The sequence below is a fragment of the Microbacterium sp. NPDC058389 genome (genome assembly GCF_042722305.1).
In the GTDB taxonomy this organism is placed as follows: Bacteria; Actinomycetota; Actinomycetes; order Actinomycetales; family Microbacteriaceae; genus Microbacterium.
Window position 1 is genome coordinate 1 of sequence record NZ_JBHXJQ010000002.1, and the last position, 21459, is coordinate 21459.

Here is a 21459-nt window from a genome sequence, read left to right on the forward strand (position 1 = left end):
CCGCCGGGTAACCTGGGCCCCCCCGGGGTCGGCGCCCGGGTTGGGCGGGCGCCCCCCCCCCCCGGTCGGGTGCGGCGCCTCCGTCACAGCGGGCGGCCGGGCGAAGCCCGGCCCGGCTCACAGGGCCTTCTGACCCTTCTTGCCGACGGCCACGGCGACCGTGTCGGTCGCGGTGTTGCCCGCCGCGTCCGTCGCCGTCCACGTGAAGCGGTAGACGGCGCCGTTCACGGCCTTGACGTCGACCGAGCGGTCGCCGGTCTGCGTCCACGAGCCGCCGCCGGTCACCGTCACGTCGGTCAGGGCGACCTGGACGTCACCGGCGCTCTCGTCGGCGGCATCCACCGTGAAGTTCACCGACGTCGTCTTGCCGTTCGGCGGCATGATGACCTCACGGTCGGCCGTCACCTCGATCGTCGGCGGCGTGACGTCCGGCGGCGTGAGCTGCAGGCCCACGATCACGGGGTCGTGGTCGCTCGAGCGGTACGGGTCGGGCGCGTACAGCGCGTCCTGCGCCGGCAGCTTGAACGACGTGTCGTAGTCGATGAGGCTCGGCTCGTCGGCGTTGATGTGCCACGCCGCCGCTCCCGTCACGTCTGCGGCGAGCGCGGGCTGTGCGAGCGCGTAGTCGAGGTACCCCGACTGGCCGTCGAACACGTACGAGTACGCGTGCTCGCCGCCGAACTGCTTCTCCAGGTCGGTGAAGCCGCCGTTCACGAACGCGTCGATCGAGTCCTCGTAGTCGTACGAGTTGAGGTCGCCGATCACGACGGCGCGCCCGTCGGGTGCCACGGTCTCGTTCAGCCACTTCGTGAGCGCCGTCGCGGCCGCGGTGCGGGTCGCGCTGCAGTTGCCCTGGCCGTCGCCGAGGTCGGGGCTCTCGCTGCACGCCGAGCCCTTCGACTTGAGGTGGTTCACCGACACGACGAACTCCTCGCCGGTGGCGGTCGACGCGAAGCGCTGCGTCAGGCCCGGGCGGTTGCGGTTGTCGAGCCAGGCCGGGTCGACGGCGCTCGTCATCAGCTGGAAGTCGCCCACCGGGGTGACCGACGCCGGCTTGTAGATGAGCGCCGTGGCGATCGCGTCGGTGCCGATCACACCGGTGCGGACCGCCGCATAGGTGCCGGCACCCACCTCGGCGTTGAGCGCGTCGACGAGCGCCTGCACGGCCGGCACGTTGTTCTCGGCCACCTTGTCGTTGTTCTCGATCTCGAGCAGGCCGAACACATCGGCGTCGATCGCGGCGAGCGCCGACACGATCTTCGCCTGCTGACGCTGGAACTCCTCGGTGGTGTCGGCGCCGCGGTAGTAGCTGTCGTCAGCCGAGTTCTCGGGAGTCGGGTCGATCGAGGTGAAGTAGTTCAGCACGTTGAAGCTCGAGATGCGCACGTCGCCGCCCACCTCGGGCACGTCCGGCCGGGGATTCGCGACGGTGAAGTCCGCACCCTCCGTGGGCTGCACGTTCCAGCCGAAGCGGTAGTCCAGGATGCCGGTCGCGTTCTGCACCAGGTCGCCGGTGCGGAACGAGTGGTCGAGGCTGAACACCTGTCCGTCCGGGTGGATGGCCGGGTCGGGGTTCTGGGTGCTGCGGCCGTCGTCGAGGATGATGCTGCCGGCGACGTTCGCGGCCAGCACCGCGTTCGCGTCGGTGCCGGGCTCGGCCACCGCCGTGGGCGAGTCCTGCCGCCCATCGGTGAGGGTGACCGTGCCGAACCGGCCGAAGTCGAACGTCTCGCCGATCGTCAGCTGCTGCGGGAGCGTCACGTACATGCCCTCGAGCGCTTCGCGCTGGGCCTCGGATGCCGGCAGGCTGAAGACCGTCGGCTCGGGGATGGTGGCACCGCTGAAGCAGACCTTCACGTCGGCGGCGTCGATCTCGGTGAGACCGCTGAACTCCTTGGCGGTCCCGGCGACGCTCACCGCCTGGCCGACCTGGACGTCGATGCCGCCCGGCTCGTACACGAAGATGCCGTCGGACGTCGCCGGATCGCCGTCACCGGCGTCCTGCACGTAGAAGCCGTCGAAGCCGCCCTGCTGGAAGTCGCCGACGACGACGCCCGCGATGAGCACCTTCTGGCCCGCGATGGGCGTGGCCGCCCCGGAGCCCTGCACCGAGCCGATCGTCACGGGCGTGGCGGAGCAGTCCGCGACCGGGTCGGGGTCGGGGTCCACCCAGCGCGTGCCGAGCCCGTCGAAGGTGTCCTGGGGGAAGCCGGCCCATTCGACCGACGGGTCGAAGGCGTTCGATCCGTCGGGGTCTCCGACGACGATCGAAGGCAGGCGGCGAAGTGTGTGGTTCAGGGTGCTGGTGTCACCGGCACCCCACGCCGCACCGGGGTCGACGCCGATCTGGCCGAAGACGTCGACGACCGTGGTGCCCTTGACCAGCGCGACGGCGTCATTGCCGTTGTACAGGCTCGCGGTCGTGGTCTGGTCGGCGAGCGCGAGCAGGCCGGCGGCGGCGGCGCTCTGCACGACGACGAAGACGTCGTTCGGCGCGATCGACCCGGTCAGCGTGACAGTCTGGCCTGCCGTGGCGGAGCCGTTGGAGAACACCTGCAGCTTGTAGCCGGTGGCGGCGAGGTCGACGGCCGTCGTCGACGGGTTGTAGATCTCGATCGCCTTGTTGTTGGACGATCCTTCGACGTACTCGCTGATGAGCAGATCGCCGGATGCCGCGGCCGCGGGTGCGGTGACGGCGACGGCGCCGGCGGCGCCGAGTGCGAGAGCCGCGAGAGCGGCGACGAGTCTGCGGGGCGAATGGGACACAGGACCTCCACGTGACGTCAGGCGGTCGGTGGACCGCGCGTGCGAAACGGGCAGGCCGGTCGCCTCCCCGTCTGTCACAAGCTAGGGGAGCGGCATCCGCTCCCGAAAGACCCTGAGAGGAGAACTCCTTAACGTTCGGTGTCGTGTCGGTCCAGAATGGTAGGCATGACCGCCGGCGACGTGGCACCCTTCCGTGTCGTGTTCGTGTGCACCGGCAACATCTGCCGTTCCCCCATGGCCGACGTGGTCTTCCGGGGGTTCGCGGATGCCGCCGGCCTCGGTCCGCGCGTCGCGTCGACGAGCGCCGGCACGGGCGATTGGCACGTCGGCGAACGCGCCGATCAGCGCACCATCGACGCCCTTGCGCGTGCCGGCTACGACGGGTCGCACCACCGGGCGCGACAGTTCACGCACACCGACTTCGCCCGCAGCGACCTGGTCGTCGCCCTCGACCGCAGCCATGAGCGGATCCTCCGCGGCTGGGCGCGCAACGAGGCCGACGCCGACAAGATCGCGCTGCTGATGTCGTTCGACGCGTCGGCCCACACGCTGGACGTGCCCGACCCGTACTATGCCGGCCCCGGAATGTTCGACGAGGTGCTCGGTATGATCGAAAGCGCGAGCCGGTCGCTCTTCCGGCAACTCGAACCCGCGATCCGCCCGGTGTCCTGACCGGGGGTGCCGCGACGTCTTCGACGACACCGACGGGAGCCACCGTGACCTCTCTTCCTCCGCAGCCGCTCAGCCCTCTCGACGGCCGCTACCGCGCCGCCGTCGGCGAGCTCGGCGAGTTCCTGTCCGAGGCGGGGCTGAACCGCGCCCGCGTCGAGGTCGAGGTCGAATGGCTGATCGCCCTCACCGACCGCTCGCTGTTCGGCACGGCGCCGCTGTCGGACGACGACAAGACGAAGCTCCGCGCCCTGTACCTGGACTTCGGCCAGGCCGAGATCGACTGGCTCGCCGACAAGGAGGCGGTCACCCGCCACGACGTGAAGGCCGTCGAGTACCTCGTGCGCGACCGGCTGTCGTCGCTCGGCCTCGACGCCGTCGCCGAGCTCACGCACTTCGCGTGTACGAGCGAGGACATCAACTCCACCTCGTACGCGCTGACGGTCCGGCGCGCGGTCGAGCGCGTGTGGCTGCCGAAGCTCCGCGCGGTCACGGCGACCCTGTCGGCGCTCGCGGTGAAGCACCGTGACGCCGCCATGCTGTCGCGCACCCACGGCCAGCCGGCCACGCCCTCGACCATGGGCAAGGAGCTCGCCGTCTTCGCGTGGCGCCTGAACCGCGTCGCCGACCAGATCGAGGGCGGCGAGTACCTCGCGAAGTTCTCCGGCGCCACCGGCACGTGGTCCGCGCACCTGTCGGCCGCGCCGGACGTGGACTGGCCCGAGCTGTCGCGCTCGTTCATCGAGGGCCTGGGACTCGACTTCAACATCCTGACGACCCAGATCGAGTCGCACGACTGGCAGGTCGAGCTGTACGACCGCGCACGGCACGCGGGCGGCATCCTGCACAACCTCGCGACCGACATCTGGACCTACATCTCGATCGGGTACTTCACCCAGATCCCGGTCGCCGGTGCCACCGGCTCGTCGACGATGCCGCACAAGATCAACCCGATCCGCTTCGAGAACGCCGAGGCCAACCTCGAGATCGCGGGCGGGCTCTTCGCGACGCTGTCGCAGACGCTCGTCACGAGCCGCCTGCAGCGCGACCTCACCGACTCGACGACGCAGCGCAACATCGGCGTCGCCTTCGGGCACGCGCTCCTCGCGCTCGACAACCTGCAGCGCGGCCTCGGCGAGATCTCGCTGGCCGAGAGCGTGCTGCTGGACGACCTCGACGGCAACTGGGAGGTGCTCGCGGAGGCGATCCAGACCGTCGTGCGCGCCGAGATCGCGGCGGGCCGCTCGCAGATCAGCGACCCGTACGCGCTGCTCAAGGACCTCACGCGCGGCCGCCGCGTCGGAGCCGCCGAGCTCGCGGAGTTCGTGCGCGGCCTCGACATCGGCGACGACGCCAAGGAGCGCCTGCTGGCGCTCACGCCCGCGACCTACGACGGCCTCGCCTCGAAGCTGGTCGACGAACTCGGCTGACCGGCTCCCGCCGGAAGGAACGCGCCTGACCTCATCGCAAGGTCAGGCGCGTTTCGTCTGCGGGCGCTGGAGCGCCCTCCGCTCAACGACCGGTGTCGTCGGGGGATGCCGCGGCGCCGGGCTCGTCGCCGGCCTCGGGCTCGTCGCCGGCTGCGGGCTTCTCGGGCTCGTCCGGCAGCAGGACGGGCTTGTCGATCTGCTTGGTGACCTGCGCAGGATCGACGGCGAGCAGCAGCAGCGACACGATCAGCAGCACGGCGATGAAGCTCACGCCGGCGATCACCAGGGCCACGACGACGGCGCGCGAGGCCTCGCCGGCGGTGCGCTGCTGGAAGAAGCCCATCGAGACGAGCGTCACGACACCGGCGAACAGGGCCGCGCCGAACGCCATCCCCAGCAGCTGCAGGGGCTTGAGCAGGTCGCGGCGGGTGGGGCTTTCGTGGCTCACGCGGAGTCCTTCCGGTCTGCCTGCGGGGCGGGCGCGGCGGCGTCGGGCACGACGGCGTCCGCTTCCACAGGCGCGGCGGCGCGCGGCGAGAAGCCGGCGATGCCGAGATAGACGGCGACGATCGCGGCGTAGCCGCCGAACAGCCCGACGCCGATGGTGATGCCCGTGAGGGTGCCGGTGACACCGGCGTCGTCGAGACGATAGGTCAGCGAGTACGCGGGCTGCACACAGAGCAGTGCGATGCCGAGCAGGATCGTCAGGGCGCCGACGACGATCGCGTCGCGGCTCTCGGAGCGGGGACCGACCGGTGCGACCGGACGGGCATCGGCGACTCCGGGCGCGATCTCGCGGCGCGCGGTGCGGGTCGACAGACCGCGCCACCCGGCGACGAGCTCGATGACGCCGCTGGCGAGCGCCCACGCGATCACGATGACGAAGTAGCCGGTCACGGTGCGCAGCGGGAAGAGACCGCTCGCCATGCCGGCGACGAGGGTGACCGCGCCGAGCGAGGCCGACGGCCACCGGCGGCCGGCGGGGTAGACGAGCCACACCGCGAGCAGGTGGACGAGGGCGGTCGCGATCGCGAACCCGCTGAACACGGCGCTGCCGACCGCGGCGGAGTGATCGGACGAGAACGTGATCATGAGCGCCGCGATCGCGGCGAACGCGGCGCGCGCGAGCTGCACATGGCGCACGTCGAACGTGCGGGATTCGGCTGTGGTCACGGTGATCCTGCGAAGAGGCGGGTTCTCAGATGCGAGAACGGATGCCTCCAGTCTACGTGGGTCGAAGCTCGGAGCTCCCCGTGCCCGCGGCGGCCGGCATCCAGGTCACCCGAGCGTGTCGAGGATGCCGGTGAGCAGCTCGAACGTCGTGAGCGGCGAGATGATCGCGAAGCGCAGCACGGGCTCGCCGTGGTGCGAGCTCGGCACGACGAAGCCCTGCTGGTCGTCGAGGAGCTTCGCCGACCAGGCCTCGTAGTCGGCGAGGCTCCACCCGTCGCGGCGGAACACCACCACCGACAGCTGCGGGTCGCGCACGAGCGACAGCCCGTCGCGGGCGGAGATCTCGTCGGCGATGCGCCGGGCGAGGTCGACACCGTGCGCGATCGTGGCGCGGTACTGCTCGGTGCCGTGCGTCGCGAGCGAGAACCACAGCGGCAGGCCACGCGCCCGCCGGGTGAGCTGGATGGCGAGGTCGGACGGGTTCCAGTCCGGCTTGCCCGTGAGGGTGTCGAGGTACTCGGCCTTCTGCGTGTGCGCGGCCAGGGCGAGCTCGGGCTCGCGGTAGATGAGGGCGCACGCGTCGAACGGCGCGAACAGCCACTTGTGCGGGTCGACGATGAGCGAGTCGGCGAGCCCCACGCCCTCGAACGCGGGACGCAGCTCGGGCACGAGCATGGCGGCGAGGCCGTAGGCGCCGTCGACGTGGAACCACACCCCGCGCTCGCGGGCGACGGCTCCGATGCCGGCGATGTCGTCGACGATGCCGAAGTTCGTCGTGCCTCCGGTGGCGACGACCGCGAACACCGCGTCGCCGTGCGCGTCGAGCACCCGCGCGACGGCATCGCCGCGCAGGCGGCCCTCGGCGTCGACTTCGGCGGCGGCGACGTCGACGTCCATGACGGCCGCAGCCGATGCGATCGACGAGTGCGCTTCGGCGCTGCACACCACGACCCAGCGCGACGGCGTCGGGCGACCCTCTTCTGCGACGCGGCGGCGTGCGGCGTCACGGGCGGTGACGAGCGCCGACAGGTTGCCGATGGTGCCGCCCTGGACGAACACGCCGCCGGCGGTCGCCGGCATCCCGAACTCCGTCGCGAGCCAGTGCAGCACCTCGTTCTCGGCGAAGACGGCGCCCGCACCCTCCATCCACGAGCCTCCGTAGACGGCGGATGCCGACACGACGACGTCGAACGCGAGGGAGGCTTTGCTGGGGGCCGAGGGGATGAACGACAGGTACCCCGGGTGGTCCGTCGAGATGCAGGCCGGTGCGAGGACGTTCTCGAACAGGGCGATGGCACGGCGCGCGCCGATGCCGTCGGCGGTGATCGAGCCCGAGGCGAGGCGCTCCAGGTCGCGCGGGGTCATCGGCTTGTCGAGCGGCACGTCCCGGTACAGCGCCCGGCGGCGGGCGTAGTCCAGCACATCGTCGACCACGTGGGTGGTGTCGGACGAGATGGCGTGCATGTGGTCGGGCGAGGTCACGGTGGTTCCTTCCATCGGCGTGGCAAGGGTATGTCGGATGCCGCGCCGCCTTCAATCGCCTCGGGCGCCGGGCAGAGCGCCGACCCCCTGCGCGGTCGGGGCCCCGCGCGTAACGTGTGGGGCAGAGGGCGGCGAACGCCCGCCCCCGGGGGGAAGTGATTCCGATGACGAACCTGACCGAGTCGCACGAGGGTGGCGCCGCCCCGGCGGGGACCATGCGCGCCGCGGTGGTGGTCGCGCCCGACCGGCCGCTGGAGCTGCAGGACGTGCCGATCCCGTCGCCGGGCCGCGGCCAGGCGCTGGTGAAGGTGCTGACCTCGGGTGTCTGCCACACCGACCTGCACGCGGCACGCGGCGACTGGCCGGTCGCACCGAAGAAGGACCTGATCCCGGGGCATGAGGGCTACGGGCGCGTGGTGGCGCTGGGCGAGGGCGTGACCACGCTCGCCGTCGGCGACCTCGTCGGCAACGCGTGGCTGTGGAGCGCCTGCGGCGTGTGCGAGTACTGCCGCACGGGCTGGGAGACGCTGTGCCCCCAGCAGCAGAACGGCGGCTACTCGGTCGACGGCAGCTTCGGCGAGTACATGCTCGTCGACGAGCGGTTCGCCGCCCGCATCCCGGACGGTGTGGACCCGGTCGAGGTGGCGCCGATCCTGTGCGCGGGCGTGACCGTCTACAAAGGCCTCAAGATGACCGAGGCGCGGCCGGGCGAGTGGGTCGTCATCTCGGGCATCGGCGGGCTGGGCCACATCGCCGTGCAGTACGCGCGGGCGATGGGCCTGCGCGTCGCGGCCGTCGACATCGACGACGACAAGCTGGAGCTCGCGCGCAGGCACGGCGCAGAGGTGACGGTCAACGCGATGACCGAGGACCCGGCCGCGGCGGTGCAGGAGCAGACCGGCGGGGCGCACGGCGTGCTGGTCACGGCGGTGCACCCGAAGGCGTTCGGCCAGGCCGTGGGCGTCGCCCGCCGCGGCGCGACGGTGGTGTTCGTCGGACTGCCGCCGGGAGACTTCCCCGCCGAGATCTTCGACATCGTGCTGCGGGCGATCACGATCCGCGGATCGATCGTCGGAACGAGGCAGGACATGATCGAGGCGCTCGACCTCTATGCGCGGGGCCTCATCCACCCGACGGTGACGGTCGAACCGCTCGACGACATCAACGACATCTTCGAGCGCATGGAGCAGGGCAAGATCGACGGCCGCATCGTCATGCAGTACGAGTGACGAGCCCCGAGGGGCGGGGCGGCGCGCTCCGCCCCTCGTGGTCCGCGGATGCTGTCGCGCATCGGGCAGGAATGGAGAAGCGACCGGATGCCGTGCCCCGTAGCGTGAACGACATCAGGCGCACAGCGCCCCGAGCGTGAAGGAAGTGGATCATGGCTGAGACGACATCCGAGAACCTGTCGCAGATCGAACGCGACGCCGTCAAGCAGCGCGCCAAGGAGCTGCGGGAGCAGGCCAAGGCGGGCAAGAACCGCGAGGCGGGCCTGAAGCAGATCCAGGAGGCGATCGACAAGCTCGACGGACTCGACAAGCAGATCGCCGAGGCGTTCCGCGAGCTCGTGCTCGACGTCGCGCCCGAGCTCATGCCGAAGACGTTCTACGGCTTCGCCGCTTTCGCGAACAGCGACGGCAAGGTCGTCGTGTTCTACCAGCCGGCCAGCAAGTTCAAGACGCGGTACGGCACGATCAGCTTCGACGACCCGGCGCACCTCGACGACGGCGACGTCTGGCCCGTGAGCTACGCCGTCCTCGCGTGGAACGCCGACATCGAGGCGAAGTTCCGCGCGCTGGTGAAGACCGCGGCCTCCTGAGTCCCGCCGCGCCGGACCTGCCGGCCGCGAGGGCCTGCGGCTCAGGCGAGGAACTCCAGCCCGGCCTCGCGGAACACCCGCGACCCCGGCGCATTGAAGTGGTGCCGCCCCGGAATCTCGAGGAATGTGCCGTTCGGGGCGGTCGCGGCCAGAGCCCGCGACCGCTCCAGGATGGCGTCCTCGGTTCCGGTGGCGAACAGCACCGGCTGCTGCGGCGGCCGCTCCGGGTCGGGGTCGGCGTCGCCGAACCGCATCCCCTCGGCCAGCCCGATGAGTGCGCGCAGGTCGTTGTCGGGCACGCGCTCGGCCAGGCGCACGTAGTTCTGGGTCACCATGTCCTCGACCGGGGTGCCGTGCTCGGCGTAGGCCCGGGCCTGCTCGATGCGCAGCCGGCCGAGCGGGCGCCCGTCCGGGATGCCGCCGAGCACGGCCCGCCCGACATGCTCCGGGGCATCGACCGCGAGCTGCCAGCCGACGCGGGCGCCGAGCGAGTAGCCGAGGTAGCGCACGTCGTCGACGAGGTAGGTGTCGAGCACCGCCATCAGATCGCCGACGAATGCGGCCATCGAGTACGCCTCGGCGTCGTGCGGCTTGTCGCTGGCACCGTGTCCGCGCTGGTCGACGCCGATGACGCGATAGCCCGCGCTCGTCAGCATGCGCACCCAGCCGGTGTCGACCCAGTTGTCGCGGCAGCTGGACGCGAACCCGTGCACGCACAGCACGGTGTCGGCGTCGGGCTCCCCCCACGAGTAGGTCGCGATCTGGTACCCCTCGGCCGACATGATGTAGCTCGGGCGTGGCATCTCGGTGCGCACGAGCGGCGCGACGGCATCCATACCCGCCATTCTGCTCCCGTGCGCTCGGGCCTCGGCGTTCGCGGTCGCGGGACGCGTCAGAACACGTCCCACTCCTGGGCGCGGTCGACCAGCGCGTCGATGACGCGGCCGGTCGCCGGAGAGGGAGCCTCGGCCGCCCGGATCGCGAGGTGCAGCGTGTTGATCGGCGCCTCGTCGGGCCGGTGCACCACGACCACGGCGCCCGCGTCGATCGCGGGCTGGGCGAGGTAGCGGGGCAGCGCCGACACGCCGGCACCGGCGACGACCGCCGCCAGCACGCCGCGCAGGTCCGGCACGGTCATCGCGACCCGGTTCGCCGGCCGATGCCCGAACTGACTGCGCCAGTACCGCCGCACGATCGACAGCTCTGCGTCGTAGGCGATCAGCGGCAGGTGCTGCAGCGCGGCGGCGGGGTCGGCCGCCAGTCGTGCCGCGTCGACGGTGCCGGCCATCGACGGAGCGCCGACCAGCACGAACTCCTCGTCGACGAGCCCGCGATAGCGGATGCCGCGCATCGGCGTCCGCACCGACGACACCACGACGTCGAGCTCGGCGTCGGCGAGGCTCGCCAGCAGGTCGTGGGCGAGTCCGAGGGCGAACTCGACCCGCACACCGTGCGCGGTGAGCGGGGCGAGGGCTGCGACCAGCCTGGCCGCGGCGACATCGCTCGCCGCGCCGACGCGGACCGTCTCGGGCTCGGCCGCCGCGGGCGCCGCCCACACGTCGCGCAGCCGGTCGACGGGCTCCCCGATGCGCGCGGCGAGCGCATCGCCCGCGGCGGTCGGCGTGACACCGCGGGCGGTGCGCACGAGCAGCTCGGCGCCGAGCTCCGCTTCCAGGCGGGCGATGCGCTCGCTCACCGCGGGCTGGCTGACGCCCAGCCGACCGGCTGCGGCCGTGATCGATCCCGCGCGGTGGACCTCGAGGTACGTGTGCAGCAGGTCGAGCTCTTGCATGCGGCATCCACTCATCAAGAAATCTATGGCTGAGCCAAGCGTACGAAATGATCGCGATGGATGCCTCGTTCCTGACCTCAGCGGTTCGCCTGAGCCGCCGAACAAGGAGCAGACATGGCACACGTACTGATGGCAGTCACCGCGGCCGACACGATCGCACTCGCGGACGGCTCGGCGCACCCGACCGGGTTCTGGGCGGAGGAGCTCGTCGAGCTGCACCGCGGGCTGATGGCCGCCGGCCACGAGGTGACGATCGCGACGCCCGGGGGCGCGCGTCCGCCGGTCGACCCGGGAAGCCTGTCGGGCGATGCGGCCGGCGACCTGCGGGTCTACCTCGACGGGATCGACGGCCTGCTCGCGCAGCCCCGCGCCCTCCACGCGGTACACGACGGCGAGTACGACGCGATCGTCCTGCCGGGCGGCCACGGCCCGATGGTCGACCTCGCCGTCGATCCCGACCTGGGGCGCCTGCTGGTGGACGCGGCCGAGCGTGAGGCCGTCGTCGGAGTGCTGTGCCACGGACCGGCGGGGCTGCTCAGCGCCGTGCGCGAGGACGGCTCGTTCGCGTTCGCCGGCCGCCGGATCGCGGTGTTCACCGACGAGGAGGAGCGCCAGGGCGGGCTCGGCACGGGCACCCCGTATCTCGTCGCGTCGCGTCTGGCCGAGCTCGGCGCGATCATCGAGCCGGCGGCGCCGTGGTCGGTCGAGGTCGTGCGCGACGGTGCACTGGTCAGCGGCCAGAACCCGCAGTCGAGCGTCGCGACCGCCGCGCGCCTCGTCGAGGTGCTGGCGGAGCGGGCCGGGCAGAATACCGAACCCGGTGCTCGCTGACAACCCTCCTGAGGCTTCGCGCGAACGTGCCTAGCGTCGGCGCAGCGACCCCCGACGGGGCCACCCGCCCCGCCGTCGGATCGCGGTATCGAGTCCGCCACACGAAGGGAGATCCGCCATGGGTCTGGACGACGACATCAAGCACAACGCCGAGGACATGAAGGGCAAGGTCAAGGAGAAGATCGGCGACGCGACCGACAACGAGCGCCTGCAGGCCGAGGGCATGGCCGACCAGGCCAGCGCGAAGGTCAAGAAGGCCGGCGACGACGTCAAGGACGCACTGACCGACGACCGATGACCCCGAGAGGGCGCCCGGGATCAGCGAGGATCCCGGGCGCCCTCGCCTGGGGTCAGGCGACGGGCTGCTGCAGCTCTGTGACCCAGGTCGACTGGGGGCCGTCGGCCTGCAGGTAGACCTCGCGGCAGGGGCCGGAGAACTCGCCGCCGTCGGCGACGACGGCCTGCATGAAGGCGCCCCACGCGGCGCCGATGCCGCTCATCTCGCCGTGGTACGTGGTGACGGCGGCGCGTTCCACGGCGGGCAGCTCCACGACCTGCCAGCCGTCGTTCTCGACAGGCTCGCCGTCGGCGATCCACGAGACCCACACGCGCAGGTCCTCGGTGTCGTCGATCGGCTCGTACCAGAAGATGCCGGGCTCGCGATAGGCGGCGCCCGACGCTTCGAGGGCGTCATGCAGCCCCGGCAGCACCTGGTCGACGGCGCCGGGAACGTTGTCGCTGCCGGCGGCGACGGCCGACGCCGCGTAGACGGTGACGGGCTCGATGCGGCGGTATTCGACGGTGGTCATCTCTGTTTCTCCTTCAAGGTGGCGGAGCTGTTCGTCCAGACGCGCGAGACGCGCGGTGTCGGCGGCGACACTGGCGACGAGGTCGACCCGGCGACGCTCCAGCACGCGCCGGAGCGCGGCCGGTTCGTCATCGGCGTGCAGCACGTCGAGGGCGTCGTCGAGCGGGCAGCCGAGATCGCGCAGCTGCGCGATCCGCAGCAGGGGTGCCAGCTGCTGCGGGGTGTAGCGGCGGTACCCGGTGCGCTCGTCGACGTCGGCGGGCACGAGCAGGCCGATCGCGTCGTAGTGCCGCAGCATCCGCACGCTGACGCGTCCGAGGGCGGCGAACTGTCCGATGGTGTACATGGTGAGGACCACGCTCGACGATGACACAGTGTGAGGGTCAAGGGAACAATGGCCCTGTGCCGATTCTCAACAAAGACATGGTGCTCTGCATCTCGCTGGCCGCCCGCCCGTCGAACATCGGGACGCGGTTCCACAACTTCCTGTACGACGAGCTCGGGCTGAACTTCATCTACAAGGCCTTCACGACCGACGACATCGTGGCCGCGATCGGCGGTGTGCGCGCGCTCGGCATCCGCGGCTGCTCGGTGTCGATGCCGTTCAAGGAGGCGGTGATCCCTCTCGTCGACGAGATCGAGCCGTCGGCCGCGGCCATCGAGTCGATCAACACGATCGTGAACGACGGGGGCAGGCTGACGGCATCCAACACCGACTACGAGGCCGTGGCGGAGCTGCTCTCGTCGCACGCCGTCGACCCGTCGCTGCCGGTGCTGGTGCGGGGCGCGGGCGGAATGGCGAAGGCGGTCGTGGCCGCCTTCCGCGGTGCCGGCTTCGACGACCTCACGGTGCTCGCGCGCAACGCCGAGGCGGGCGAGGCGCTCGCCTCGAAGTACGGGTATCGCAGCGTCACCGCCGATCCCTCGCCCGGCCATGGCGTCATCGTCAACGTCACCCCGCTCGGCATGGCGGGGGTGGATGCCGGCACCCTGTCGTTCTCGCGCGCCCACGTCGATGCCGCCCACGTGGTCTTCGACGTCGTCGCCTACCCGGCCGAGACACCGCTCGTCCGGACGGCACGGGACGCCGGCATCCCCGTCATCACGGGCGCCGAGGTGATCGCCCTGCAGGCGGCCCGCCAGTTCGAGCGCTACACGGGCGTCACGCCGACGCCCGACCAGGTCGCGCGCGCCTCCGCCTTCTCGCGGGAGTGACGCGCCCGTGACCGTCGTGCTCGTCGAGGGGGAGAGCGATCGCGTCGCCCTCGAGACCCTCGCCGGACGGATGGGGATGGGGATGCCGGCGGTCCGCGTCGTCGGCGGCTCGAAGGGCGCGCGGGGTGCGGTGGCGGCGCTCGGCGGCGAAGTGCTCGTCGGGCTGGTCGACGCCGGCGAGCGCGCCGACTTCGAGCGCGTGCTCGACACGGTGTTCGTGTGCGACCCCGACCTGGAGGGCGAGTTCGTGCGGGCGCTGGGCGTCGACGGCGTGGAGGCGGTCATCGCCGCCCAGGGCGAGCTGGACTCGTTCCGCAGCCTGCAGCAGCAGCCCTTCCAGCGTGGACGCCCGCCCGAGGCGCAGCTGGCCAGGTTCTTCGGCGGCCGCAGCGGCAACAAGGCGCGCTACGCACGGCTGCTGGCCGAAGCGGTGCCGCTCGACCGGGTGCCGGCGCCGCTCGCCGCGCTGCTCGCGGCCCTGTAGCGGATCGCGCGCGCACGCGCGGGATGCCAGAGTCGAAGACGAGCACGCCCACTGAGAGGACGCCGTGATCGCCCCGCCCTACGACGAATGGTTCCCCGGCGCCCCCATCGACGGCACGTACGGGTACGACCTCGCCGGGCTGCGCGCGGTCGCCCCGGTGGCACCGCCGCCGGGCTTCGCCGACACGTGGGGGCGCTGGCGTCGTGAGAGCGCGGCCGCACCGGAGCCCGCGCTCACGCCGCTCGGCCGCCGCGGCGCGCACGACGTGTTCGAGGTCGCATTCGGCACCGCAGACGGCCTGCGGCTGCGGGGCTGGTTCGGGATGCCAGCGGCCGGGCCTGCGCGCGTGGGCGTGGTCCACAGCCACGGCTACGGCGGGCGCGACGCCCCCGACTTCTCGCGCGTGCCGGCGGACGCGGCCGTGATCTTCCCCGTCGCACGGGGACTCGGCGCGCTGAACGCCGGCATCGGGGCGCCGTCGACGTCGGAGCGGCACGTGCTGCACGGCATCGCCGACCCCGAGACGTACGCGATCGGCCGCTGTGCCGTCGATCTGTGGACGGCGGGCGACGTGCTGGTCGCGCTCGCCGGCGACCTGCCCCTGTACATCGTGGGCGAGAGCTTCGGCGGCGGCATCGGCGCCCTCGCGCTCCCGTGGGACGACCGCGTGATCGGCGCGACGCTCATCGTGCCGAGCTTCGGCCAGTACGACATCCGCCTGAGGGTGCCGTGCTCCGGCAGCGGCGAGCCGCTGCGTCGGTATGTCGCGGCCCACCCGGAGGCGCGCGACGTGCTGCGGCTCTTCGACGCGTCGACGGCGGCGACCTTCGCCCGGGTGCCCGTGCGGGTGGAGGCGGCGCTGTGGGACGCGAGCGTTCCGGCGCCCGGCCAGTTCGCGGTCGCCAACGCAGTCGCGAGGGCGCAGGATGCCGGCACGAGCGCGCGGCTCGAACTCGAGGTGCTGCCCGCCGGTCACGCGGAGTATCCCGGGATGCTGCGCGTCGTGGCCGCGGCGGCCCGGGCGACGCGGGCGCACATCGCGGCCAGCCTCGAGACGGCCGCAACCCGGGACTGGCAGACTTCGAGCACACCCCCCCGTGACCACGCCGTCGCGGCGGGCTCGTATGGGGACGAAGGGAAGCGCATGGCCATCGACGGCACCCCCGGAGCAGGTCTGACCAAGGAGCAGCTGGCGGAGGAGGTGACGCACCTCTCCACACCGGATCTGCTCAAGACGCCGTTCGGCGACCTCGAGTTCTTCGACGGCGTGCCGAAGGCGGACTCGGTGCAGACCATCTTCGACGCGCTGGACCTGCTGCGCGGCATCGACGCCTTCCTGACCGCGGTGCCCGGCGCATCGCTGGTCGCCATGCGGAATGGCCTGCGCACGGCCGGCGTGGTGTCGCCCGACATCATCGGGTTCACGGATCCGCGTGCGAACTCGGGTGGCCTGTACCTCACGCCCAACACCGAGACCACGTACGGCACGACGTTCCTCGACCTGAAGGCCTGGGGGCCGACCGTCATCGAGGCCCCGCCGCAGTCGCTGTGCGTCATCGACGACTTCTGGTTCCGGTACGTCACCGACATGGGCATCCCCGGTCCCGACAAGGGCGCCGGCGGCAAGTACCTGTTCCTCCCGCCGGGGTACGACGGCGAGCGCCCCGACGGGTACTACACGTTCGAGTCGCCGACCTACGCGAACTGGGTCGTGCTGCGCACCCTCGGCGGCGTGCCCGCCATGAAGCAGACGCGCATCTACCCGCTGTCGGAGGCCGGCGCGCCGCCTGAGAACACGTTCGTGAACATCGCCGACGTGCTGCAGAACACGGTGCATGCGAACGACTTCACGTTCTTCGAAGAGATCGCCCAGCTCGTCGCGGAGGAGCCGGTGACGGCTCTCGACCCCGAGCGTGCCGGGACGCTGGCCGCCGTCGGCATCGTCCACGGCACGCCCTTCACGCCCGACGAGCGGCTGCGCGGCATCCTCGACGACGCCGCACGGATCGGCGCGGCGATCTCCCGCGCACTCGTCTACAAACCGCGCGATCCCGGGGCATTCTTCTGGGAGGGCAACTCCTGGAAGAACGCCTTCGTCGGCGGCAGCTACGAGTTCCTGCGCGACGGAGCCCGAAACCTCGACGCACGCACGCAGTTCCACTACTTCGCGACCGTGATCACGCCGGCGATGGCGCACGCCCAGGTGGGTGCGGGCTCCGCCTACGCCTACACCGCCGAGGATGCCGCCGGACACGTGCTCGACGGCTCCGCCACGTATTCGCTTCGCATCCCGGCCGACCCGCCGGCGAAGAACTTCTGGTCGGTCGATCTGTACGACACGCAGACGCGCTCGCTGCTGCAGTCGACGCCCTACCCCGCGCTGTCGAGTCTCGGGGGCGACGTGCAGGCAGACGCCGACGGCTCGTACGTGCTGTGGTTCGGGCCGACCGCCTCCGAGGGCAAGGAGTCGAACTGGATCCCGACGATCCCGGGCAAGGCGTTCTTCCCCATGTTCCGCCTGTACGGCCCCCTCGAGCCCTGGTTCGACAAGTCGTGGCAGCTGCCCGAGATCCAGAAGGAGGCCTGATGACGGCCGACCTGGACGCCCTTGCCACCCAGGCGCGACTGTACGGCTTCCCACTGGTGTTCGACCTGGAGCAGGTGGTCCGCTACACCACCACCGGGGTGGGCGCGAACCCGCAGGCGTCGTTCAATACGTTCTCGCACGCGCGCGCCCTCGCCTCGGCGGCCGACACCTTCGTGTCGATCAACAACGACACGGTGTACTCGATGGCCTCGCTCGATCTGGGCGTCGGACCTGTCCGGCTCTCGGTGCCGGCATCCGACCGCTACTACGTGCTGCAGTTCGTCGACGCCTGGACCGACAACTTCGCCTACGTCGGCACGCGCGGCACCGGCAACGGGGCCGGCGAGTTCCTGATCGTCCCGCCCGGGTGGGAGGGGGATGCCGGCGGCCTGACCGTCGTCCACGCCCCGACCCGCGTGGTGTCGATCGTGGGGCGCTGGTCGTGCGCCGGCATCGACGACCTGCCGGCCGTGCACGCGCTGCAGGACGCCACGACGCTCACACCGTCGGACCCGGATGCCGTGGCCGGCGGCATCCCGACGACAGCGCCGCAGGGCGACGACGTCCTCGACTTCTGGGAGAAGTACCGCGTGTGGTCGCAGGCGTTCCCGCCCGCGCCCCGCGACGAGGCTCTGCAGGCGTCGTTCGCCGCGCTCGGTCTCACCGGCAGCACTCCCGTGAACGAGCTGACGGGCGAGCAGCAGGCGGCGCTGCGGGCCGGAGCGCAGGCCGGCGACGGAGTCATCGCGCAGGCGATGGCGGGCTCCGCCGTCGACGCGGCGCCCGGCACGTGGTCGCAGACGCTTCACGTGTTCGACTACAACCTCGACTTCTTCGAGGTCGGTGCGAAGGGCGACGACGAGTGGAAGATCGCTGACCCGAGGCTGCGCATCGGCGGGCGCGCCGTCGCCGCCAAGGCGGGACTGTGGGGCAACCACGGGTATGAGGCCGCGTACGTCATGACATTCCTCGACGATGACGGCCAGGCGCTCACCGGCGAGCACGAGTACGAGCTGCGGCTCACGCCGCCTCCGCCGGTCGGGGCGTTCTGGTCGGTCACGATGTACTCGCTGCCCGAGTTCTACCTCGTCGACAACGAGATCGACCGCTATTCGGTGGGCGACCGCACACCAGGGATCGTGACCGATGCCGCCGGCGGGCTCACGATCCGCATCAGTCGCACGCGGCCGTCCGATGCCGAAGCCGCCGCCAACTGGCTGCCGGCGCCCGAGGGAGCGTTCCGGCCGATCCTGCGCATGTACATGCCGGGCGACGCGGTGCTCGACGGCAGCTACGCCCCGCCGCCCATCACCCGTCTGAACGGCTGACGCCGACCGCACGCCCGCCAGGGAGGGGGATGCCGCGAGCAGCGGCATCCCCCTCCCTCGTGGGCGCAGTGCTCAGTGTCGCCGTGCGGGGAACAGTGCGGCGGCGAGGCCCACGGCCAGCGCTGCGCCCACGAGCTGGGCGCCGATGAACGGCACCGCCGAGGCAGGGGCGATGCCGGCGAACGTGTCGGTGAAGATGCGCCCGATGGTCACTGCGGGGTTCGCGAACGACGTCGAGCTCGTGAACCAGTACGCCGCGCCGATGTAGGCGCCCACCGCGGCCGCGGTCACGGCGACACTGCGCCCGGCGTGGGAGAGACCGACGATGAGCAGCACGAGCCCCGCCGTCGCGACGACCTCTGCCAGGAGGGTGGCCGGGGTCGCCCGGTCGGTCGTCGAGATCGCGACCGGCACCGCGAACATCGCGTCGGCGAGCACGGCTCCGCCGATCCCGCCCGCCAGCTGCGCCGCGAGGTAGACGGCGAGCGCACCCGCTGTCAGACCCGTTCGGTCACGTCGGCCGCGCACGAGGTCGGCGAGCGACACCACGGGGTTGAAGTGCGCCCCCGACACGGGCGCGAAGAGCACGATGAGCACGCCGAGACCGAGCGCCGTCGCGAACGAGTTCTCCAGCAGCCGCAATCCGGTGTCGGCCGACAGCCGCTGCGCCGCGATCCCCGAGCCGACCACGACAGCGACGAGAAGCCCCGTCCCGAGGAGCTCGGCGAGCGCCCGGCGCCACAGCGCAGCCCGGACGCGCACAGGCGCGTCGACCGTCACGACGTCGCGGGCGTCAGCTCGCTGATGAGCTGCTCGACGCGGGCGCGGATCTCGTCGCGGATACGCCGCACGGTCTCCATGTCCTGCCCCGCGGGGTCGTCGAGCTGCCAGTCCTCGTATCGCTTGCCGGGGAAGATCGGGCACGCGTCGCCGCAGCCCATCGTGATCACGACGTCCGACTCCCTCACGGCGTCGACGGTGAGCAGCTTCGGCGCGTTGCCCGCGATGTCGATCCCCTGTTCGCGCATCGCCTCGACCGCGACCGGATTGATCCGGTCCTTCGGCTCGGAGCCGGCGGAGAGCACCTCGACGCGATCTCCCGCGAGGGCCTCCAGGTAGCCGGCGGCCATCTGCGAGCGGCCGGCGTTGTGGACGCAGACGAACAGCACGGTGGGAGTGTTGGTCACGAGAAAAGCATAGACCACTATCTATCTATCGCCGCGTCTCTCCGTCCGACGCCGGCGCGCGATCGTCGTCACGTGCAGCACGACCCGCCGCCGGCGTCCGTCGAGCACACTCCCGTCGCCGGAAGCGTGAGCCGTACCTCGGTGGCGGCGCGCATATCGCCGTCGAGCCACGCGACCACCGACCGCACCTGTTCGTAGCCGGTCGCCAGCAGGAAGGTCGGGGCGCGGCCGTACGATTTCATGCCCACGACGAAGAAGCCGGATTCGGGATGCCGCAGCTCGTCGAACCCGTGCGGTGCGACCGTTCCGCACGAGTGGACATTGGGGTCGATGAGCGGAGCAAGGCGCACGGGGGCCTCGACGATGTCATCGAGGGCCAGCCGCACCTCGCGCAGCACGGCGAGGTCTGGACGGAACCCGGTCGCGTTGACCACGACGTCGGCGTCATGGATCGCCGGCTCACCGTGACGCGACCCGATGAGCCGGATGCCGCCGCCCTGGACCCCGTGGTCCAGAGCAGCGACGCGCGAGATCTCGAACGAGTCGACCTTGCCGACGGCACCGCCGGCGACGAGCCGGTCGACGCGCGAACCGAGGCGGGCCCGGTCCGCGAGCTCGTCGTCGTCGGACGACGACACCCGCACTGCCGAGGCGTTGCGGATCAGCCAGGTGACCCGAGTGCCGGGCTCGTGCTCGGCGAGCTCCGCGAGCGCGATGAGGGTGTTGGCCGCGGAGTGCCCGGCACCGACCACCGTCGTGTGGCGTCCGGCGAACCGCGCCCGGTCGCGGTCCAGGACATCGGGGAGCGCGTGGACGATCCTGTCCGTGACCGCGCCGGCGCCGATCGGGTCGAGTCCTGTCGAACTCAGCGGATTCGGGGTCGTGTACGTGCCCGACGCGTCGATGACCGCGCGACCCGTCAGCTCTTCGATCCGCCCGTCCGTCGTCTCGATCCGCACCAGGAACGGAGTCTTCGCGCGACCGGAGGTGCGCGTGCGGTCCATCCCCTCGCGCGCGACGGCGACCACGCGGGCGCCGTACCGGATGCGGGCACGCAGCGGCTGCAGCTCGGCGAGCGGTGCGAGGTACGCGTCGACGAGCTCCGAGCCCGTGGGCGCCCGCCCGTCGTCGGCGGGAGGCATCCAACCGGCGGCTTCGAGCAGACGGCGCGATGCGGGGTCGATCAGGTGACGCCAGGGCGAGAACAGCCGGGTATGGCCCCACAGCCGGATGCTCGATGCCGGCACATCGCCCGCCTCGAGCAGCGTGAAGTCGATGCCACGCTCGACGAGGTGGGCAGCCGCGGCGAGCCCGATCGGCCCGGCGCCGATGATGAGCACCGGCAGAGTGGCCAGCCGATCGGCGACGGTCGCGCGGGGCGTCAGATCGAGCAGGGTCATGAGAAGCCTCCGAGGCGGGATATCGATGAGTGTCGATGCTCAGTATGGACACCTCTATCGACGGCTGTCAATATCGACTATTGTCGATGTATGCCCACGCTGCTCGAGGTCACCGACGTCACGGCCGCCGGTGCGACATGCTGCGCCCCGCTCACGAAAGAGCCGCTCGCGCAGGACGAGGCCGAGCTGCTCGCGGTCACGCTGAAGGCCCTCGCGGATCCCGCCCGGCTGCGGCTGCTGTCGATCGTGGCGTCGTCCGAAGGTCAGGAGGCCTGCGTGTGCGACCTCATCGAACCGGTCGGCCTGTCGCAGCCGACCGTGTCGCACCACCTCAAGGTGCTGACCGAGGCCGGCTTCCTGTCGCGCTCCAAGCGCGGCACGTGGGCGTACTACCGGCTGCAGCCCGCCGCACTCGCGGGCGTGGCGGACTTCCTCACCACCTGACCCCGCCACCTGACCCTCGCGCGACGGTCGAGTGGATGCCGGCG

The 21459-nt window shown here is 71.5% G+C and carries 21 protein-coding genes; 11 read left to right on the forward strand and 10 right to left on the reverse strand.

Annotated features, from left to right (window positions below; translation table 11 throughout):
- Positions 1–117: 117 nt before the first annotated feature.
- Positions 118–2766, reverse strand: coding sequence for an ExeM/NucH family extracellular endonuclease (locus ACFWJ8_RS02815; RefSeq protein WP_378808681.1), 2649 nt, complete (start codon positions 2764–2766; stop codon positions 118–120).
- A gap of 165 nt (positions 2767–2931) precedes the next feature.
- On the opposite strand from ACFWJ8_RS02815, the gene ACFWJ8_RS02820 reads away from it, so the two are divergent.
- Together ACFWJ8_RS02820 and purB are read left to right on the forward strand one after the other, a co-directional pair.
- Positions 2932–3438 carry a low molecular weight protein-tyrosine-phosphatase gene (locus tag ACFWJ8_RS02820; protein ID WP_378808684.1) on the forward strand — a complete coding sequence of 169 codons (507 nt, stop codon included), beginning with the start codon at positions 2932–2934 and terminating at the stop codon, positions 3436–3438.
- A 44-nt stretch (positions 3439–3482) separates the two neighbouring features.
- Positions 3483–4865 carry an adenylosuccinate lyase gene (gene purB / locus ACFWJ8_RS02825; RefSeq protein WP_378808686.1) on the forward strand — a complete coding sequence of 461 codons (1383 nt, stop codon included), beginning with the start codon at positions 3483–3485 and terminating at the stop codon, positions 4863–4865.
- Positions 4866–4947: 82 nt separating this feature from the next.
- On the opposite strand, the gene ACFWJ8_RS02830 is transcribed toward purB, so the two are convergent.
- The 3 genes from ACFWJ8_RS02830 to ACFWJ8_RS02840 all read right to left on the reverse strand — a co-directional run bounded on the left by ACFWJ8_RS02830 (position 4948) and on the right by ACFWJ8_RS02840 (position 7535).
- A complete protein-coding gene (locus tag ACFWJ8_RS02830; RefSeq protein WP_378808689.1) occupies positions 4948–5313 on the reverse strand; it encodes an amino acid transporter in 366 nt (121 codons plus the stop codon).
- Positions 5310–6038, reverse strand: coding sequence for an acyl-CoA synthetase (locus tag ACFWJ8_RS02835; protein ID WP_378808692.1), 729 nt, complete (start codon positions 6036–6038; stop codon positions 5310–5312). The genes ACFWJ8_RS02830 and ACFWJ8_RS02835 overlap by 4 nt, the downstream gene beginning before the upstream one ends.
- Positions 6039–6143: 105 nt before the next feature.
- A complete protein-coding gene (locus tag ACFWJ8_RS02840) occupies positions 6144–7535 on the reverse strand; it encodes a pyridoxal phosphate-dependent decarboxylase family protein (RefSeq protein ID WP_378808695.1) in 1392 nt (463 codons plus the stop codon).
- A 149-nt stretch (positions 7536–7684) separates the two neighbouring features.
- On the opposite strand from ACFWJ8_RS02840, the gene adhP reads away from it, so the two are divergent.
- Together adhP and ACFWJ8_RS02850 are read left to right on the forward strand one after the other, a co-directional pair.
- On the forward strand, positions 7685–8749 hold the full coding sequence (gene adhP, locus ACFWJ8_RS02845) for an alcohol dehydrogenase AdhP (protein ID WP_378808698.1): 1065 nt from the start codon (positions 7685–7687) through the stop codon (positions 8747–8749).
- Between the two features lie 152 nt (positions 8750–8901).
- The gene (locus ACFWJ8_RS02850; protein ID WP_378808700.1) at positions 8902–9339 is read left to right on the forward strand and encodes a hypothetical protein; all 438 of its coding nucleotides are present in this window, start codon (positions 8902–8904) and stop codon (positions 9337–9339) included.
- 41 nt (positions 9340–9380) lie between these two features.
- On the opposite strand, the gene ACFWJ8_RS02855 is transcribed toward ACFWJ8_RS02850, so the two are convergent.
- Complete coding sequence (locus ACFWJ8_RS02855; protein WP_378808703.1) at positions 9381–10175, reverse strand: alpha/beta fold hydrolase; 795 nt, start codon at positions 10173–10175, stop codon at positions 9381–9383.
- A 56-nt stretch (positions 10176–10231) separates the two neighbouring features.
- Entirely contained in the window at positions 10232–11131 is a 900-nt protein-coding gene (locus ACFWJ8_RS02860) for a LysR family transcriptional regulator (protein WP_378808706.1), read from the reverse strand.
- Between the two features lie 114 nt (positions 11132–11245).
- On the opposite strand from ACFWJ8_RS02860, the gene ACFWJ8_RS02865 reads away from it, so the two are divergent.
- Together ACFWJ8_RS02865 and ACFWJ8_RS02870 are read left to right on the forward strand one after the other, a co-directional pair.
- Positions 11246–11962: a type 1 glutamine amidotransferase domain-containing protein gene (locus tag ACFWJ8_RS02865; protein ID WP_378808708.1), complete on the forward strand. Its 717-nt coding sequence runs from the start codon at positions 11246–11248 to the stop codon at positions 11960–11962.
- A 118-nt stretch (positions 11963–12080) separates the two neighbouring features.
- Entirely contained in the window at positions 12081–12260 is a 180-nt protein-coding gene (locus ACFWJ8_RS02870; protein WP_378808710.1) for a CsbD family protein, read from the forward strand.
- Positions 12261–12312: 52 nt separating this feature from the next.
- On the opposite strand, the gene ACFWJ8_RS02875 is transcribed toward ACFWJ8_RS02870, so the two are convergent.
- Positions 12313–13143 carry a MerR family transcriptional regulator gene (locus ACFWJ8_RS02875; RefSeq protein ID WP_378808712.1) on the reverse strand — a complete coding sequence of 277 codons (831 nt, stop codon included), beginning with the start codon at positions 13141–13143 and terminating at the stop codon, positions 12313–12315.
- A gap of 29 nt (positions 13144–13172) precedes the next feature.
- On the opposite strand from ACFWJ8_RS02875, the gene ACFWJ8_RS02880 reads away from it, so the two are divergent.
- The 4 genes from ACFWJ8_RS02880 to ACFWJ8_RS02895 all read left to right on the forward strand — a co-directional run bounded on the left by ACFWJ8_RS02880 (position 13173) and on the right by ACFWJ8_RS02895 (position 18384).
- The gene (locus ACFWJ8_RS02880) at positions 13173–13985 is read left to right on the forward strand and encodes a shikimate 5-dehydrogenase (protein WP_378808714.1); all 813 of its coding nucleotides are present in this window, start codon (positions 13173–13175) and stop codon (positions 13983–13985) included.
- Positions 13986–13992: 7 nt separating this feature from the next.
- On the forward strand, positions 13993–14469 hold the full coding sequence (locus ACFWJ8_RS02885; RefSeq protein ID WP_378808716.1) for an ATP-dependent endonuclease: 477 nt from the start codon (positions 13993–13995) through the stop codon (positions 14467–14469).
- A 64-nt stretch (positions 14470–14533) separates the two neighbouring features.
- Entirely contained in the window at positions 14534–17056 is a 2523-nt protein-coding gene (locus tag ACFWJ8_RS02890; protein ID WP_378808719.1) for a DUF1214 domain-containing protein, read from the forward strand.
- The gene (locus ACFWJ8_RS02895) at positions 17056–18384 is read left to right on the forward strand and encodes a DUF1254 domain-containing protein (protein WP_378808721.1); all 1329 of its coding nucleotides are present in this window, start codon (positions 17056–17058) and stop codon (positions 18382–18384) included. Before ACFWJ8_RS02890 ends, ACFWJ8_RS02895 begins: the two co-directional genes overlap by 1 nt.
- Positions 18385–18456: 72 nt before the next feature.
- On the opposite strand, the gene ACFWJ8_RS02900 is transcribed toward ACFWJ8_RS02895, so the two are convergent.
- The 3 genes from ACFWJ8_RS02900 to ACFWJ8_RS02910 all read right to left on the reverse strand — a co-directional run bounded on the left by ACFWJ8_RS02900 (position 18457) and on the right by ACFWJ8_RS02910 (position 20971).
- Positions 18457–19164 (reverse strand): aquaporin, encoded by a 708-nt coding sequence (locus tag ACFWJ8_RS02900; protein WP_378808724.1) that lies wholly within the window; start codon positions 19162–19164, stop codon positions 18457–18459.
- The gene (locus tag ACFWJ8_RS02905) at positions 19161–19571 is read right to left on the reverse strand and encodes an arsenate reductase ArsC (RefSeq protein ID WP_378808727.1); all 411 of its coding nucleotides are present in this window, start codon (positions 19569–19571) and stop codon (positions 19161–19163) included. Before ACFWJ8_RS02905 ends, ACFWJ8_RS02900 begins: the two co-directional genes overlap by 4 nt.
- A 68-nt stretch (positions 19572–19639) precedes the next feature.
- Entirely contained in the window at positions 19640–20971 is a 1332-nt protein-coding gene (locus tag ACFWJ8_RS02910; RefSeq protein WP_378808730.1) for an FAD-dependent oxidoreductase, read from the reverse strand.
- Between the two features lie 90 nt (positions 20972–21061).
- On the opposite strand from ACFWJ8_RS02910, the gene ACFWJ8_RS02915 reads away from it, so the two are divergent.
- On the forward strand, positions 21062–21415 hold the full coding sequence (locus ACFWJ8_RS02915) for a metalloregulator ArsR/SmtB family transcription factor (RefSeq protein WP_378808733.1): 354 nt from the start codon (positions 21062–21064) through the stop codon (positions 21413–21415).
- Positions 21416–21459 lie beyond the last annotated feature (44 nt).